Genomic DNA, 14,883 nt, shown 5'->3' on the forward strand with positions numbered 1-14,883 from the left:
TAGTCTTCACCCCTTTGTAACAAAGTTTGCAGATACTGCTTAGCAAGTTGGTGAGCTTATGTAACTTTTTGTACAGAAGCAAACTTATAAAAGTGAATTGGATCTTCTGCCAGTTACAAAAAATCGTGGAGATATTTAATGAAAAAATTGCTTCTTGTTGCTGCTGTTTCAACGTTGGGGTTTAGTACTGTTCAAGCTGCACCTACACTATATGGTAAGTTGAACGTGACTTTGGATCAGGCTGACAATTTCGACTTTGCAGGCAACAACGTGACAGCGCTTAACTCAAATGCTTCACGTATCGGGATCAAAGGCGAAGAAAAATTAACCGATAAACTTTCTGTACTATATTTGGCAGAATGGGCAATTTCGACTGATGGTTCTGGCTCTGACGGTGACTTGAATGCGCGTAACCGTTACTTGGGCTTAAAATTCAAGGATATCGGTAGCCTTAAAGCAGGTAAATACGATTCTTACTTTAAAACTGCGGCGGGTAACAACCAAGACATCTTTAACGATCACACCATTTTGGATATGACCTCTGTATTACATGGTGAAGAGCGTCTAAACAACGTGATTGGCTTTGAAACTGATAAAAATCTGATCATTCCGGGTTTGCAGTTCAATATCATGGCGCAGCAAGGCGAACAAAATACTGGTGACAATACTGCTTTGGGCCAAGAAGGCAAACGTAATGGCTTTGGTGACAGTATTTCAACCTCACTCAGCTACGAAAACAAAAATTATGGTTTGGCTGCTGCTATTGCAGGTAACTTTGGTGTGGCTGGTAAATACAATGCCTACAACCTTTCTGGCATTTACTCAGATGCAATCCGTCTGACCGGTTCAGTTGATTTTGCAACTTATGGGCTAGATGGTTTTGTGGTAGGTGCGTTATGGCAAAATGCCAAACCAACTGACGATACTGTATCGACCACTGCAAGCTCTGTTGTGACCTCATACCGTGGCCTTGAAGAAGATGCTTATGGTATTACTGCAGCGTATGCGTTCCCATCAACACCATGGAAACTCAAAGCTGAATATATTGCCTCAGATACGTCTGTAGATACGCGTTCAGATCGCAAGATTTCACAATATGGCCTTGGGGTAGATTACAACCTCAATAAGCAAGCCCGCTTGTACGGCGTATTGGCTCAACAAAAACGTGATTGGTTAGCTAGCGATGATAAGCGTACCGTGATTGGTTTAGGTATGGAATACAATTTCTAAGCCTTACAGCTTACATAAAATAAAAGGGCTAATGCCCTTTTATTTTTTTAAGAAACCCGAAACCAAATTAAGCACATTTTGAATATCTTGATTGGCTTCTTGTGAGTTGGTCTTATCGCCTTGAGGCGTTAACGAGTTGATAATTTGTGGCAAAACTGACGAAATAGCACTATATACATCCTGCTTAGGTGCTTGAGTTTGCTGTGCCACCTGCTCGACCTCTTGATCATCAAAAAGCTGCTCAACCTGCTCCTTAGCCACATCGTGGTTATGGGTTTGCTGAGGATCCACCCAGCTTTGCACCTGAGTACCCAGACCTGCATTTTTAAGCTTATCGAGCGCGCCTTGCAAACCACCTTGCTTTTGAATCCATGCCAAAATAAGTGGTACAACTGCAATCAGTAACGTTTGCGCTGTACTTTTGCCTGCTCCCGTTGCCGAAGTATTTGAGCTGTTTCCAAACTGATTGAGCACTGAGCTTAAAATCCCGCCTAATCCGGTATTGGTATTTTGCTGCGGATTCGCTTGTTGCTGCTGCGTTTGGCCACTGAGTTGCCCAAGTACACTACCTAAAATCCCACCCAATCCACTATTTTGCGAAGATTGAGCATTATTGCCAAGCGCCTGCTTTGCGAGCGTTTCAACAATATTTTTTAAATCTGTCATTGTTTGAATCCTGCCATCATTTTTTCTATCGTCTTAGACAGCATAGAAAAAGCAGAGAGTGGATTCAAAATACAATTTGTATTTTTTACTTAACAATGGTGTATTACCAACGAAATTTATCCCAGTTTTCAGGGTTGGCCCAAAATTTGGAGTTAAACCAATCTGGTACATGTTTATAGGTCAAAATGTTAAATTGCCATAACGCAAAATCTGCATCGTGAATGGTTTTATCAATTAACTGGGTAAATCCTAATGAGCGCAATAATTTCTCGTCTTGTCTTTTACTGACCACCACAATCCGTTTAGCCATTAAATCACGCAAACGGACCAGTACTTGCGCTTTTTCTGTCTCTGAAATGTTTTGCATTTCAGTGGTATCAAAAACAACAAAACCCAAATCATAACGCTGCGTAAAAGGAAGACTTAAAAACGCATTTACGCTAAAATAATGCCACTGAATTGCGCTATTTTGGTCAATATTCTGACCTATACAAAGTGCAGTATGTATGGGCTGTTCACTTGATAAATCGTCTAGCATAGAAGTGATGACATTCTGTTCAGCCATAACTGCAACCTTTCTTGATGAGAGTTTAAATTCATGGAACTACAAGGCATTTGCCATAAAATGCACGCAGCTGCCAAAGACTGTAGTGTAACTGATCCACACACAAGCAAGGCAAATGTTGAATACAAATTTGTTCTAAATCGTTCAGAAGTTGATCTTCCATTTGTACCAGGCCAAGAAGTCGAAATTGAATGGACAGGTAATATTTACTGCACCTCATGTGGTGCTAAAACACCTAAATCATATGCACAGGGTCACTGCTTTAAATGCTTTAAAACCAAAGCAGAATGTGACCTATGTATTATGAAGCCCGAAACCTGTCATTATCATTTGGGTACCTGCCGTGAAAATGAGTTTGCACACAATGTGTGCTTTCAGCCGCATATCGTTTACTTGGCGAATTCAAGTGCATTAAAAGTGGGAATCACTCGTATCAGCCACATGCCAACCCGATGGCTTGATCAAGGTGCGACACAAGCCTTACCTATTTTTCGTGTTGGTTCGCGTCGTTTATCGGGTCATATCGAAACTTTATTTGGCTCTCAGGTTGCAGATAAAACTGACTGGCGTAAGCTACTGAAAGGTGAAGCAGAGCCGCTAGACCTTATAGAGCAACGCGATCAGCTTGTGCAAGAATTTGCACCTAAAATTCAGGCGATTCGGGATGAGTTTGGACAAAACCTTGAATTTAATGAAACGATTGAATTGCTTGAAAATGAAAAACCACGCGAATTTATTTATCCGGTAGAGCAATATCCAGAAAAAATTAAATCATTGAATCTGGATAAAACCCCTACCATTCGTGGTGTTTTACACGGGATCAAAGGTCAATATCTGATTTTTGAACAAGGCGTGATCAATGTTCGAAAGTATTCAGGTTATGAACTGATTATCCGTACTTAAATTCAGTTAAAGGAGCTAATCGCTCCTTTTTTAGGTCTGAATCAATTTCAAAATTGCATCTACAGGGTTTTCTGTATCACCTGAAATAAGTTGTTTATGCATACTCAAGTGCTGCAAGGCTTGCAGTTGAGCCGTTTCCGTATGCATGAGCCTCTCTATTTCATTGGCTAAACGCTCGGGAGTCGCATCAGACTGAATCAGTTCTTCGATGACTTTCTTGCCGGCTATAATGTTGGGTAAAGAATAATACTGAATTTTGACCAGAAGTTTGGCAATGATATAAGTGATGGTATTTAACTTATAAAAAGTGACCATTGGACGATGTAATAACATCGCCTCTAAGGTTGCCGTGCCTGATGCCAAGGCGACAACATCACTGGCATTCATCACCTGACGACCAATCTTAGATTCTTTGTCCTGATTTTCGAGCACATGGATTTTTTTCGCCCATGAACTTGGCTTACTTTGCAAATGGGCTTGGATCTGAGCTTTACGTTGCTCATTAATGGCGGGCATTAAAAATTCAAGTTCAGGATGTTGATTCGAAAGACGCTCGGCTGCTCCCATTAAAAGCGGCATTAATCGTTCGACTTCGCCCTTACGACTTCCCGGTAAAAGCGCAATATAAGTTTTTTCAGGATCAAGATTTAAGGCCTGTTTCGCTTCAACTAAAGGATTTTTTAATGGTAACTGCTTGGCCAGAGGATGTCCCACAAAAGCAGCATTTACCTGATGCTGCGTATAAAAATTTTTCTCGAATGGAAATAGGCACAGCACCAAATCAATCGTTTTTTTAATGCCATGTACCCGACCTTGCCGCCAGGCCCAAACAGACGGACTCACATATTGAACGGTTTTAATCGGAAGATTATTTTCTTTTAATGTTTTAGAAAGACGTAAATTAAAATCTGGTGCATCGATGCCTACAAATACATCTACCGGGTTCTCTGTCCACTTTTGTACCAAGCCATCTCGGACCGCAAAAAGTTTTTTTAAGTCTTTAAGTACTTCAACGATACCCATCACCGATAAGGTTTCCATCGGATAATAGCTTTTAAATCCTTCGGCGATCATTTGTGGGCCACCAATGCCTTCAAATTCTGCATCAATGCCTTGTGCTTTAAAGCTGCGCATTAACTCAACGCCCAGCGTATCGCCAGATACCTCACCAACCACAATTCCGATTTTTAATTTTTGGATAGACAAATGACGAACCTTTTAACGAATTCACAAACACGCTTTGATAGTAACATACTCAAATTTGGAAAATAATTTTTCTATTCATGAGTGCCTTGAGGGTAGCAAAAAATTAAATCATGAATTCAAAATAACGTTGATTCATTATTTTACAATCCAAATTAACGATAAATAAATGATTGTGAGTTACACAAACAAACAATAAAATTAATGATAATTATTTTCATTCGTAAATATGGATATGAACGCACCACGCTCCCACCTGTTTAAACTTTCTGTCGTTGCGCTGGCAATTTCTCAAGTGCAATTGAGTTATGCTGAAGATGCCACATTGCCAGTCATCAAATTGCAAGCAGAATCAAATGCCGAGCAAAGTTCTGAGCAGACCAAAGCATACATCATAAAAAAAAGCAGCAGTGCCACCAAACTCAACATCGATGCGCAGGAAACACCCCAAACGATCAATGTAGTTACACGCCAGCAAATTGATGATTTTAAGTTAAATTCGACGCGAGATGTTTTGGCTCATACGCCTGGCGTAACTGTACTGAATCAGGAAACCGAACGAACGACATATATGTCACGTGGCTATGAAATTTCAAATATCCTTACCGATGGCGTTGGCTTTCCATTAACCAATTACAATTACAACAATACCAACCCAGATACCTATTTTTATGACCGTGTGGAAGTCGTAAAAGGTGCAGATGCACTCAATAGTGCTTTTGGAGACCCTGGTGCAACCATCAATAATATTCGCAAGCGTCCAACTAAAGATTTTCAGGCGAGTGCAGGCATAAGCTATGGCTCTTGGAATACCCAGCGTTACGAAGCCGATATGTCTGGATCACTGACTTCAGATGGAAGTGTCCGCGGTCGAGTCATGGGTTACGAGCAAACCGGTGACAGTTATCTCGATAAATATTCACTGGAGAAGAATGGTTTTGCAGGAATTTTAGATGCTGATTTGACAGACAGCACCACATTTACAGTGGGTTATAGCGAGCAAAATCATTTACCAAATGCCAATAATTGGGGAGCTTTGCCACTCTTAGATGGTCAAGGTCAACAAATCAGTTACAGCCGTAGTTATAACCCTGCACCAAATTGGGCATACTGGGACGGTAAAATCCAAAACGCATTTGCTGAACTCAAACAAAAACTTGGCGATACATGGACTGCCAAGCTGACCTATAATTATGAAAAAAATAAAAAAGACAGTCGACTACTGTATTACTACGGCTATCCGAATGCTGATGGCTCAAATGTCTCACTTTATGCAGGAGGTTATAAGGAAGTAAATCGTCGTAATCAATATAACTTTGACTTTAGTGGCGAATATACGCTCTGGGGCAAAAACCACGAAGCTAGCGTTGGCTATAGTCATGTCAACAGCAAACAAAAAGATCAGCAATCGACTGGCTTTATTAATGACAGCAATGTGAATAATGACTACTCACAAGGTTATTTAAGACAACTTACCACCAATTGGGCCAGTTGGACGCCTCAATCGGTCACATGGTCAGATTTTGCCGAATCTGCTAATTATGAGCAAAACGTCGATTCAATCTATGCAGCGACGCGCCTGCATTTATCTGAAAAGCTCAAATTTATTTTAGGTGGTAATTACATTAAGGCTGAGAGTAAGGGAATAAGTTACGGTTCAGATATGTCGTTTAAAGACGATAAGGTGTCACCATACGCAGGCATTACTTATAGCTTTACGCCTGAATACATGGGCTATGCCAGCTATACTTCAATTTTCAGACCGCAAACAGGAATTGATCAGGCGACCAATCAAGCACTTAAGCCAATCGATGGTAAAAGTTACGAGTTGGGCGTGAAAAGTACATGGTTAGATAATGCATTGGTTGGAAGTTTAGCCGTATTTAAAACCGAGCAGAATAATTATCCACTGAAATCTTCAGACGGAAATCCACTGAATAGGAAAACGCTAACAAGTGATCTGGAATCTCAAGGTGTTGAAGTCACCCTAGCAGGCCAAATCACTGATCATACCAATATAGCATTTGGCTACACACAAGTTAGCCTGAAAGATAAAGTCAATGGTGGACAAGCACGTACCTATAATCCAAATCAAACCATCAACCTTTTGGCGACCTATACAGTGCCTGCATTGCCAAAACTTAAGCTCGGTGCAGGTTTGCGTTGGCAAGATGCCACAAAACAATCCGATGTAGGTTTAGGCACCTCGTACCTGATTAAACAAGATGCCTATACATTGATCGACCTGATGGCAAGTTACGATGTGAATGAACATCTGAGCATACAAGCCAATGGTAAGAATGTGACCAACAAAAAATATTTAAACAGCTTTCCAGACGGTCAGGCCTATTATGGCGAGCCTGCAAATTATACCGTCAGTGTAAAGTTTAAATACTAAGACTTTATGGCTATGAAGCAGCATGCTGCATAGCCAATGGTTGTTTTGGGAAACTGGTTACCATGAAAAAAACTGCACGTCTCGATTACACATATACCATGGCTGTAATCTATCGATTTATCCTTGCTTTTATAGTGGGTTTTGTTGCGACAGCACTGCTTTCAGTTGCCCTCAGCTCTATTTTAAATTTAGTACAACCCAAAGCAGAGTCGATTTATCTCGCAGGCTTTCTTTCAATATTATTTTATGTATTTTTTGTGATCTTCTCTTTTTGTATTCATTCACTTGTCAAATTAAGTCTATTCAGTGGCTTAGTTTGCTTATTTTTCTACCTGCTCATTGTAGGAGTAGCCTGAGCCATGCAAAAAAATATTCGTCAATCCATGGCATGGTTACATTCTTGGACAGGTCTTTTACTGGGCTGGCTACTCTTTGCGATCTTTTTGATGGGTTCGATGTCGTATTACCGTCACGAAATCACCATGTGGATGCAACCCGAATTAGCTCAGTACAATGTCGCTCAAGAAACAGCCCTCAAAACATCCTATCAATATCTAGATGTGCATGCTCATGATGCTAAATCATGGTATATCGGTGTAGCATCTGAAAAATCACCTGTGAATAATGTGTATTGGCAAAAAGCAGATGGTGGATTTGAACGCAAAACTTTAAATCCAGTCACAGGTCAAGAGCTGCAATTATCTGCGACCAAAGGCGGTGATTTCTTTTATGAGTTTCACTTCCAGCTTTTTGGCGTACCCTATCTGGTTGGCCGCATCATTGTGTGTATTGCTGCCTTTATCATGTTAATTGCTTTGGTTTCGGGCATTATCACGCATAAAAAAATCTTCACCGACTTTTTTACTTTAAGAACATTTAAATCGCAGCGCTCTTGGCTTGATTTTCACAATGTATCTTCTGTACTGGCTTTACCTTTTTTTCTGACCATTACATTTACCGGACTGGCCATTTTCTTTTATATTTACCTGCCTTGGGGGATGCAAAAACTCTATCCTGACGACCCCTTTCAGTATTTTAAAGAAATTCGTGCTAAAGCTACCGAGCAAACTGTTGTACCGAGTACACGCCAAGATTTACCAATCAACACACTGCTTGCTACAGTACATAAAGAATGGGGCGATACAACATTCGATTCTGTAAGCGCGCAAAACCCGAACACTACACACAGTCAAATTACGTTCACGCAAAGCAAAGATGAAACAATTACCCAAAATCGTCCAACACTGACCTTAAATGCTCAAACTGGTGAAGTGATAGCCAACACCCGAAATGACAGTGCTATTGCAACATTGAGTTTTGGCGTATATGGCTTGCACATGGCAACTTTTGCACAACCGCTGCTTCGCCTTGCCTTCTTTTTCTCGGGTATTTTGGGGTGTTTTATGATTGCCTCAGGATTATTACTATGGAGCTTAAAACGTCAATTACAAAATAAACAGCAGCGTTTTCATTTCGGGCATTATTTGGTAGATCGGCTCAATGTGGCGTCATTTGTGGGCTTACCGATTGCTATGCTGAGTTATTTATTTGCAAACCGTTTAATCGATGTACAGGCTTCTACAGCAAACTATGAAATTATCAGTTTCTTTACTGTCTGGCTCAGTAGTTTTTTGCTGGCGCTTGTTACGCCAAGACAATTACTGTGGAAATCACAACTGAGCGTTTTTATTTTTTGTTCGATCTCTCTCGCATGTTTTAATTTGATGTATCTTCTTCAACACGACTATGTTCATCATCTCTCAAGCTATTGGATTTTTTTACGTATTGATCTGCTGCTGATTATATTTGCCGGACTGGCTTTGTTTCTTTTAAAAAATATTCATCCCATTCAAACGCATGCACACAAGAAATTAAGTAAAAAAATTCATTCTGCCAAAAACACTGAGGTCAATGCCTCATGATTGATCTCATTGCCTTTTTATTGATCTTACTCGGTATGTTCTTGCTTTACGCTGTGAGTACAAAACAGATAGAAAAAACCAAAAAATCAAGATTTCATCTACTCACCCGATCGGCATCCATCACCAGATGTATCGCTTGGTTATGTTTTCTTGCTGCGTGCGGATCACTTACTTATATTTACGGTAACAGCATTGGAATTGTGAGCTGGTTTATTTTTGCAACGCCGTTGGTTTTTTTATTGATTTGCACAGTAAACGATCTCAAAGCAAAAGCTAAATGACTGCTTTAGCGTTTTTTTGCATAAGCAAATCATTTTTCATCACAACCATTTATCTCAAAAAGTCATAAGATATGCATGTTTTGTGTATTTGGCTGATTAGTGAAATGTTTGGTCCTTTTGAGTTTATTTTGGCTGGTGTGTTGGTAGGGTTTTGCGTCGGTATAACAGGTGTTGGTGGCGGCTCACTGATGACACCTATTCTAATTAGTTTGTTTAGAATTGAACCGCATATCGCGATTGGTACAGATTTACTCTATGCCGCGATTTCAAAATTTTGTGGATCAATGGTCCATGCTAAAAAGCTCAATATTGTATGGCCAATCGTGCTTTGGTTAGCGGTGGGAAGTATTCCCGCGTCTTTTGCGACCTCTTGGGTACTTGAGCATTATTTGAGTCAATCTACACATTATAAAGCAGTCTTAACTATGGTATTGGGCTTTATGCTCACGCTTACGGGTATTTCTATTATTTTCCGCTCACGCATTGAAAAGTTTTTCATGCGCTTTCGTAAGCCAGATACCACTCAAATCAATGCTGAAAACCTCACCACCAATAAACGCATTTATGTAGTGATCATGGGTATCGTGCTAGGTGTGTTTGTGACCTTATCTTCGGTAGGTGCTGGTGCCTTTGGAATCATGGCCTTGATTATCATGTTTCCAAACTTACCCATGATTCGTATTATTGGTTCTGATGTGGTACATGCCGTCTTGCTCACCTCGGTCGCAGGTTTAAGCCATATGAGTGCAGGTAATGTCGATTTCGTACTCCTGATGTGGTTATTGGTTGGGTCTATTCCTGCCATCATTATTGGCACTTTAATCAGCTCAAAAATGCCAGAAAAACTGATTCGTAAAATTTTGGGTATCACCTTGTTTGCTTTAGGTGTCAATTTTATGATCAATCCAGTGAAGGCAAAACCAGTACAAAAACCTGCTGTTGTAGAACAGCACACACCTGAAAAAACCACTAAAGTTTAAAGGATAGAACGGGTTAATCGATTTTTTTAAACGATTAATCCGTGCCAACTATAGCTTTATCATTCTCGTTTCATGGTATATTCAGTAAACAGAAAACCAGTAAGATCCAGTCAGTGACAGCAATGAATACTTTACAGTCCAATCCAGTTTCACAGCCAGATATCGATGATGTTAACATCAAAAGCATTCAACCTCTTGTAACCCCTGCCGAGCTAAAAGCAGAGTTGCCATTGACAGAAAGTGCCTATCAAACCGTATTACATGGTCGTGAAACCATTCGTAATATTCTTGATGGTTCGGACAAACGTGTCTTTGTTGTGATTGGCCCATGTTCTATTCATGATCCAAAAGCTGCTCATGAATATGCAGATCGTTTGAAAGTTCTCAGCGAAAAAGTAAAAGATACGCTTTACATCGTCATGCGCGTTTATTTTGAAAAACCACGTACCACAGTGGGTTGGAAAGGTTTGATTAACGATCCAGATATGGACGATTCTTTCAACATTGAAAAAGGGTTACGTATCGGACGCAAACTTTTACTTGAGTTGAATGAAAAAGGCTTACCTTGCGCAACTGAAGCTCTCGATCCAAACTCACCGCAGTATTATCAAGATTTAATTTCATGGTCAGCGATCGGCGCGCGGACAACTGAAAGCCAAACCCACCGTGAAATGTCGTCAGGTCTTTCATCGCCAGTAGGTTTTAAAAATGGTACCGACGGCGGTTTGACGGTTGCGACCAACGCGATGCAATCGGTTAAACACGGCCACAGCTTTTTGGGCCTCAATGAAAATGGTCAGGTTTCGGTTATTCATACCAGCGGAAACCCGTATGCACATGTGGTACTGCGTGGTGGTAATGGTAAACCAAACTATGATGCTGGCTCAGTCGCTGAAGCAGAAAACGCCTTGGCTAAAGCGAAGGTTAGCAATAAAATCATGATCGATGCCAGCCATGCGAACTCAAACAAAGACCCGTACTTACAGCCTCTAGTTCTAAAAAATGTGACCGAACAGATTTTAGAAGGCAACAAATCGATTGTTGGCCTGATGGTTGAAAGTCACTTAAAAGGTGGACGTCAGGATATTCCTGAAAATCTGTGTGATTTAGAGTACGGCAAATCTGTTACAGACGGCTGTATCGATTGGGACACCACTGAACAAGTGTTACTCGAAATGCACGAAACGCTCAAAACCGTTTTGCCTTCGCGTTAATTCCTTATATAAAAAAAGCTCTCATGAATGAGAGCTTTTTTTTACATTTCAAATTAATCAGTTGGATATATAATTTTCACTAATTTGATTCGATTGCCGTCCATTTCAATCACTTCGAAGTAAATTGTTTCGTACACAATCGAGGTACCCACCTGCACTTCTGTTTGGGTCTTGTCTAAGATCAAACCTGCCACACTGATATAGTCAGCATGATCTGGCATCAGCTCAATCATGCCTAACTCTAGCTCAAGCTGGTAAAGATCTAATAAACCATTGGCATGCCACGTACGCTCATCGACTTTAATCAAATCCAGTTGTTCATCGGCATCTGGAAACTCACCCGCAATCGCTTCAAAAACGTCTAGCGGTGAAATCAAACCTTGTACCACACCAAATTCATCACTGACCAAGACCAATGAACCTTTTGACGTTCTGAGTGTATTAATTGCATCAATCACTTTCATTTTTTCAAAAATGAAAATAGGTCGCTGACGTTTGAGTACATTCGAAAGTTCATCTGGATCATCTAAGGCATCAATCAAATCCTTAGCACGTGCAATTGTAATGACTTTATCCAGACTTCCTCGACATACCGGAAACAGACTATGTGGCACTGAGAGAATTTGTTCGCGGATAATGTCATGATCCTCATCGATGTTGATCCATGAAATTTGCGTGCGAGGCGTCATGATCGAGGCCACCGAGCGTTCTGCAAGTGTCAATACACCTCCAATCATATAACGCTCTTCACTCACAAAAAGGCCATCCGTATCTTTTTTATCAATTGGCGTACTGATTTCGTCTTTTTCACCCATCAGTTTAAAAATTGCATTCGCAGTCCGATGACGCAATGGAATTTTGGCTTGATGTTTTTCCACATTACGCTGCGAAAACTGATTAAAGGCTTCAATCAAAATTGCAACGCCAATACCCGAATAGATATACCCTTTTGGAATATGGAAACCAAAACCTTCTGCAATCAAGCTAATGCCGATCAGTAACAAGAAGCTTAAGCACAAGATTACCACAGTTGGATGTCGGTTAACAAAGTTAGTCAATGGTTTAGATGCGATGAGCATGACAATGACGGCAACAACAACGGCTGTCATCATGACATAAATGTTATCGACCATACCGATCGCGGTAATGACAGAATCTAAAGAGAAGACTGCATCAAGTACAATAATCTGCGTTACCACTGCCCAGAAACTGGCATAGGCCACTGAAGAATTTGTTTTGATTTCAGGCTTGCCTTCCATTTTTTCATGCAGTTCTGTAACAGCCTTGTACACCAAAAATAATCCACCAAAAAGCAGAATTAAGTCGCGACCGGAAAAACTGTAATCGAAGATAAAAACCAAAGGTTTGGTTAAAGTGACAAGCCATGAAATGACAGACAATAATGCCAAGCGCATGACCAAAGCCAATGAAAGGCCAATCACGCGTGCTTTATCACGTTGTTCAGGAGGTAATTTGTCGGCCAAAATGGCAATAAAAACGAGATTATCAATCCCTAAAACAATTTCCAATACAATTAAAGTAAGCAGCCCCACCCATATTCCTGGATCTAAAAGAAACTCCATCTTTAGATCTCCATCTTCTTATTTAAGGATGAGTAACACAATAACCTACACGGCGACGGATCCATATGGATAACCTCTACTTTTGAAAAACTTAAAATCATTATGCATAATTTTTTAAGGTTTTTTTAATTTTTTTGTGATTTTTAAATATTTTTTTACGTTCAATTTTTTAATTAAAAACAACTTATCGTATTTCTTTGTAAAACTGACAAAACAATCATTATTGAGTCGTTCAAGTCTTTAAATCACCATTTATTTCACAAATTTTATTCATGTAAATACACTCAAGATGATTTTAAGTCAGCTTATTGATCAGTTTTTCTAATCAATTACTTGACATATGAAGTTGTTAAAATATCAAAAAACATGATCAATCTCTCAAAGTTACAAAATAATGTTTTAAGCATCAAATAAAAAGTAGAATTCATAAATTATAAAATCCGATAATGATTAAATAATAAACAATATATCAATATGATAAATATGGGAATTTTAATGAAATAAATTGTGGGAATTTTATCATGAGTTAAATTATTATTTAATTTATCTATATATTTTGTGTAATTTTTATAGCAAGAAAATTACTCTACTTTTACAATTTTTATTTAAGGCAAACTTAAATAATTTCTTTAAAGAATGACCAGTTAGGTTATATATTTTAAGCGCAAATTGAAAAAAATACGTTGCTTATAATTCAATATTTAAAATAAGATTACATTAAGGGATGAAAATTAAAACTGTTGAGGATGCAGCTATGACTAAAAAATATGATCGCTTCTTGCCATCAGAGAAGTCCTTCGACGTAAATAACTTTCCTTATTACTGGATCAGTCAAGTTCATGCCCAATATGTCATTAATATCGATAATGTGCTGAAAAAATACGGTCTCGATAATTCACGACGCCGCATCTTGCTGGCACTTTATTCAAGACCTAATGCCAGTGTTTCAGAGCTGTCTGAAATGGTCATCTCAAAAATGTCGACGACCACCAAAATTGTCTATCGACTTAAAGATGAAGGCTATGTAAATACCTACTCTTGCGATGGTGATGCTCGAATTACACGTGTAGTGCTTACCGATCATGGTATGCAAATGATACACAAGATTAATGATTTGACTGGCGCTGTACTGGAGCAGTCTTTCGAAGGTCTAACGCCTTTGCAAATTGAAAAGATGATCGATGGCCTAAAAATCCTGTTTAGAAACCTTTCCAATTAATCAAAAAAATTCAGTTGATTGGTTTGCTTAGTGCGATTGAGCTTAGGAACATAGGCACATTCAAACTCTTCAACTGGAAAACCTTCAATAAAAGATTCAATATCTGGAATGGTCAAACTAAGCCACTGATCTAGGCGCTCTTCGGGAATCACCACCACAGAGCGCTTTACATCGCCCGGCTCATGGAACTCTCTCATCATAGGATGATCAATCGCATCCATAGTAATCATGGTCGCTGAACGAATCACTTGGTCATCAATCTTGCAAATCTCATAAAGTGCCGCAATAAAAAACGCTTTTTTATCCTTACGCCTTACACACCAACGCTGTGGTTTGCCTTGAATATATTTGGCTTCATAAAACTCAGTGACCGGAATCACGCCAAATTGACATTTGGTGGTTGGCTCAAAAAAACTTGCTTTCTGTAGTAGCGTTTCACTTCTGGCATTATAAGTTTTCTTGGCGATCGTAAGATCTGTTGCCCATTTAGGTACCAGACCAAACATGACCTCGCGCCATTGATATTCACCGTCTTTTTTAAACATTAATGGCAAGCTATAGCCCGGATAAATCTCATCCACATATTCAAAATCAATCATGGGCAACTGCTGTTGTTTCAATTGCTCCAATGTCAACGGTTTAAAATTGGCACACATTAATGTTGTCTGATGACCTATTTTGATTGGTGTCTTAGTGTAAAACCGAGACGGATTGAGGGT

14 protein-coding genes are annotated in these 14,883 nt (G+C 39.6%); 9 read left to right on the forward strand and 5 right to left on the reverse strand.

Annotation, left to right across the window (positions count from 1 at the left end; genetic code table 11):
* The first annotated feature begins 138 nt into the window (after positions 1-138).
* Positions 139-1,230 (forward strand): porin, encoded by a 1,092-nt coding sequence (locus L2096_RS00350; protein WP_004938633.1) that lies wholly within the window; start codon positions 139-141, stop codon positions 1,228-1,230.
* Between the two features lie 39 nt (positions 1,231-1,269).
* Here the strand turns inward: L2096_RS00350 and L2096_RS00355 are convergent, their stop codons facing one another.
* Positions 1,270-1,896: a YidB family protein gene (locus L2096_RS00355; protein WP_227264793.1), complete on the reverse strand. Its 627-nt coding sequence runs from the start codon at positions 1,894-1,896 to the stop codon at positions 1,270-1,272.
* 103 nt (positions 1,897-1,999) lie between these two features.
* On the reverse strand, positions 2,000-2,461 hold the full coding sequence (locus L2096_RS00360; RefSeq protein ID WP_250364677.1) for a DUF6231 family protein: 462 nt from the start codon (positions 2,459-2,461) through the stop codon (positions 2,000-2,002).
* A gap of 33 nt (positions 2,462-2,494) precedes the next feature.
* Here L2096_RS00360 and L2096_RS00365 point away from each other — a divergent pair, with 33 nt between their 5' ends.
* The gene (locus L2096_RS00365) at positions 2,495-3,364 is read left to right on the forward strand and encodes a DUF2797 domain-containing protein (protein ID WP_004938639.1); all 870 of its coding nucleotides are present in this window, start codon (positions 2,495-2,497) and stop codon (positions 3,362-3,364) included.
* A gap of 30 nt (positions 3,365-3,394) precedes the next feature.
* On the opposite strand, the gene lpxB is transcribed toward L2096_RS00365, so the two are convergent.
* Entirely contained in the window at positions 3,395-4,570 is a 1,176-nt protein-coding gene (gene lpxB, locus L2096_RS00370; RefSeq protein WP_250364678.1) for a lipid-A-disaccharide synthase, read from the reverse strand.
* Between the two features lie 232 nt (positions 4,571-4,802).
* On the opposite strand from lpxB, the gene L2096_RS00375 reads away from it, so the two are divergent.
* The 6 genes from L2096_RS00375 (at position 4,803) to L2096_RS00400 (ending at position 11,362) form a co-directional block, all read left to right on the forward strand.
* Positions 4,803-6,965: a TonB-dependent siderophore receptor gene (locus L2096_RS00375; RefSeq protein ID WP_250364679.1), complete on the forward strand. Its 2,163-nt coding sequence runs from the start codon at positions 4,803-4,805 to the stop codon at positions 6,963-6,965.
* A gap of 62 nt (positions 6,966-7,027) precedes the next feature.
* The gene (locus L2096_RS00380) at positions 7,028-7,321 is read left to right on the forward strand and encodes a hypothetical protein (RefSeq protein WP_119025796.1); all 294 of its coding nucleotides are present in this window, start codon (positions 7,028-7,030) and stop codon (positions 7,319-7,321) included.
* Between the two features lie 3 nt (positions 7,322-7,324).
* Positions 7,325-8,887, forward strand: a complete 1,563-nt coding sequence (locus L2096_RS00385) for a PepSY-associated TM helix domain-containing protein (RefSeq protein WP_250364680.1) — start codon at positions 7,325-7,327, stop codon at positions 8,885-8,887.
* Positions 8,884-9,168 (forward strand): hypothetical protein, encoded by a 285-nt coding sequence (locus tag L2096_RS00390; protein ID WP_004938660.1) that lies wholly within the window; start codon positions 8,884-8,886, stop codon positions 9,166-9,168. The genes L2096_RS00385 and L2096_RS00390 overlap by 4 nt, the downstream gene beginning before the upstream one ends.
* A 104-nt stretch (positions 9,169-9,272) precedes the next feature.
* Complete coding sequence (locus L2096_RS00395; protein ID WP_039910083.1) at positions 9,273-10,148, forward strand: sulfite exporter TauE/SafE family protein; 876 nt, start codon at positions 9,273-9,275, stop codon at positions 10,146-10,148.
* A gap of 122 nt (positions 10,149-10,270) precedes the next feature.
* Entirely contained in the window at positions 10,271-11,362 is a 1,092-nt protein-coding gene (locus L2096_RS00400) for a 3-deoxy-7-phosphoheptulonate synthase (RefSeq protein ID WP_004938664.1), read from the forward strand.
* 53 nt (positions 11,363-11,415) lie between these two features.
* Here the strand turns inward: L2096_RS00400 and L2096_RS00405 are convergent, their stop codons facing one another.
* Complete coding sequence (locus L2096_RS00405) at positions 11,416-12,945, reverse strand: TerC family protein (RefSeq protein WP_104125149.1); 1,530 nt, start codon at positions 12,943-12,945, stop codon at positions 11,416-11,418.
* Positions 12,946-13,699: 754 nt separating this feature from the next.
* Between L2096_RS00405 and L2096_RS00410 the strand changes: the two genes are divergently transcribed.
* Entirely contained in the window at positions 13,700-14,164 is a 465-nt protein-coding gene (locus L2096_RS00410) for a MarR family winged helix-turn-helix transcriptional regulator (protein WP_004938667.1), read from the forward strand.
* On the opposite strand, the gene L2096_RS00415 is transcribed toward L2096_RS00410, so the two are convergent.
* Positions 14,161-14,820 carry an SOS response-associated peptidase gene (locus tag L2096_RS00415; RefSeq protein ID WP_151745913.1) on the reverse strand — a complete coding sequence of 220 codons (660 nt, stop codon included), beginning with the start codon at positions 14,818-14,820 and terminating at the stop codon, positions 14,161-14,163. The two genes, L2096_RS00410 and L2096_RS00415, sit on opposite strands and share 4 nt — an antisense overlap.
* Positions 14,821-14,883: the final 63 nt, after the last annotated feature.

The organism is Acinetobacter sp. ACZLY 512 (assembly GCF_023614015.1).
GTDB lineage: Bacteria > Pseudomonadota > Gammaproteobacteria > Pseudomonadales > Moraxellaceae > Acinetobacter > Acinetobacter soli.

Excerpts from the sequence above, each read along its gene's own strand:
- L2096_RS00350 (WP_004938633.1), top strand. The coding sequence starts at position 139 with ATGAAAAAATTGCTTCTTGTTGCTGCTGTTTCAACGTTGGGGTTTAGT.
- L2096_RS00355 (WP_227264793.1), bottom strand. The coding sequence starts at position 1,896 with ATGACAGATTTAAAAAATATTGTTGAAACGCTCGCAAAGCAGGCGCTT.
- L2096_RS00360 (WP_250364677.1), bottom strand. The coding sequence starts at position 2,461 with ATGGCTGAACAGAATGTCATCACTTCTATGCTAGACGATTTATCAAGT.
- L2096_RS00365 (WP_004938639.1), top strand. The coding sequence starts at position 2,495 with ATGGAACTACAAGGCATTTGCCATAAAATGCACGCAGCTGCCAAAGAC.
- L2096_RS00375 (WP_250364679.1), top strand. The coding sequence starts at position 4,803 with ATGAACGCACCACGCTCCCACCTGTTTAAACTTTCTGTCGTTGCGCTG.
- L2096_RS00380 (WP_119025796.1), top strand. The coding sequence starts at position 7,028 with ATGAAAAAAACTGCACGTCTCGATTACACATATACCATGGCTGTAATC.
- L2096_RS00385 (WP_250364680.1), top strand. The coding sequence starts at position 7,325 with ATGCAAAAAAATATTCGTCAATCCATGGCATGGTTACATTCTTGGACA.
- L2096_RS00390 (WP_004938660.1), top strand. The coding sequence starts at position 8,884 with ATGATTGATCTCATTGCCTTTTTATTGATCTTACTCGGTATGTTCTTG.
- L2096_RS00395 (WP_039910083.1), top strand. The coding sequence starts at position 9,273 with ATGTTTGGTCCTTTTGAGTTTATTTTGGCTGGTGTGTTGGTAGGGTTT.
- L2096_RS00400 (WP_004938664.1), top strand. The coding sequence starts at position 10,271 with ATGAATACTTTACAGTCCAATCCAGTTTCACAGCCAGATATCGATGAT.
- L2096_RS00405 (WP_104125149.1), bottom strand. The coding sequence starts at position 12,945 with ATGGAGTTTCTTTTAGATCCAGGAATATGGGTGGGGCTGCTTACTTTA.
- L2096_RS00410 (WP_004938667.1), top strand. The coding sequence starts at position 13,700 with ATGACTAAAAAATATGATCGCTTCTTGCCATCAGAGAAGTCCTTCGAC.
- L2096_RS00415 (WP_151745913.1), bottom strand. The coding sequence starts at position 14,820 with ATGTGTGCCAATTTTAAACCGTTGACATTGGAGCAATTGAAACAACAG.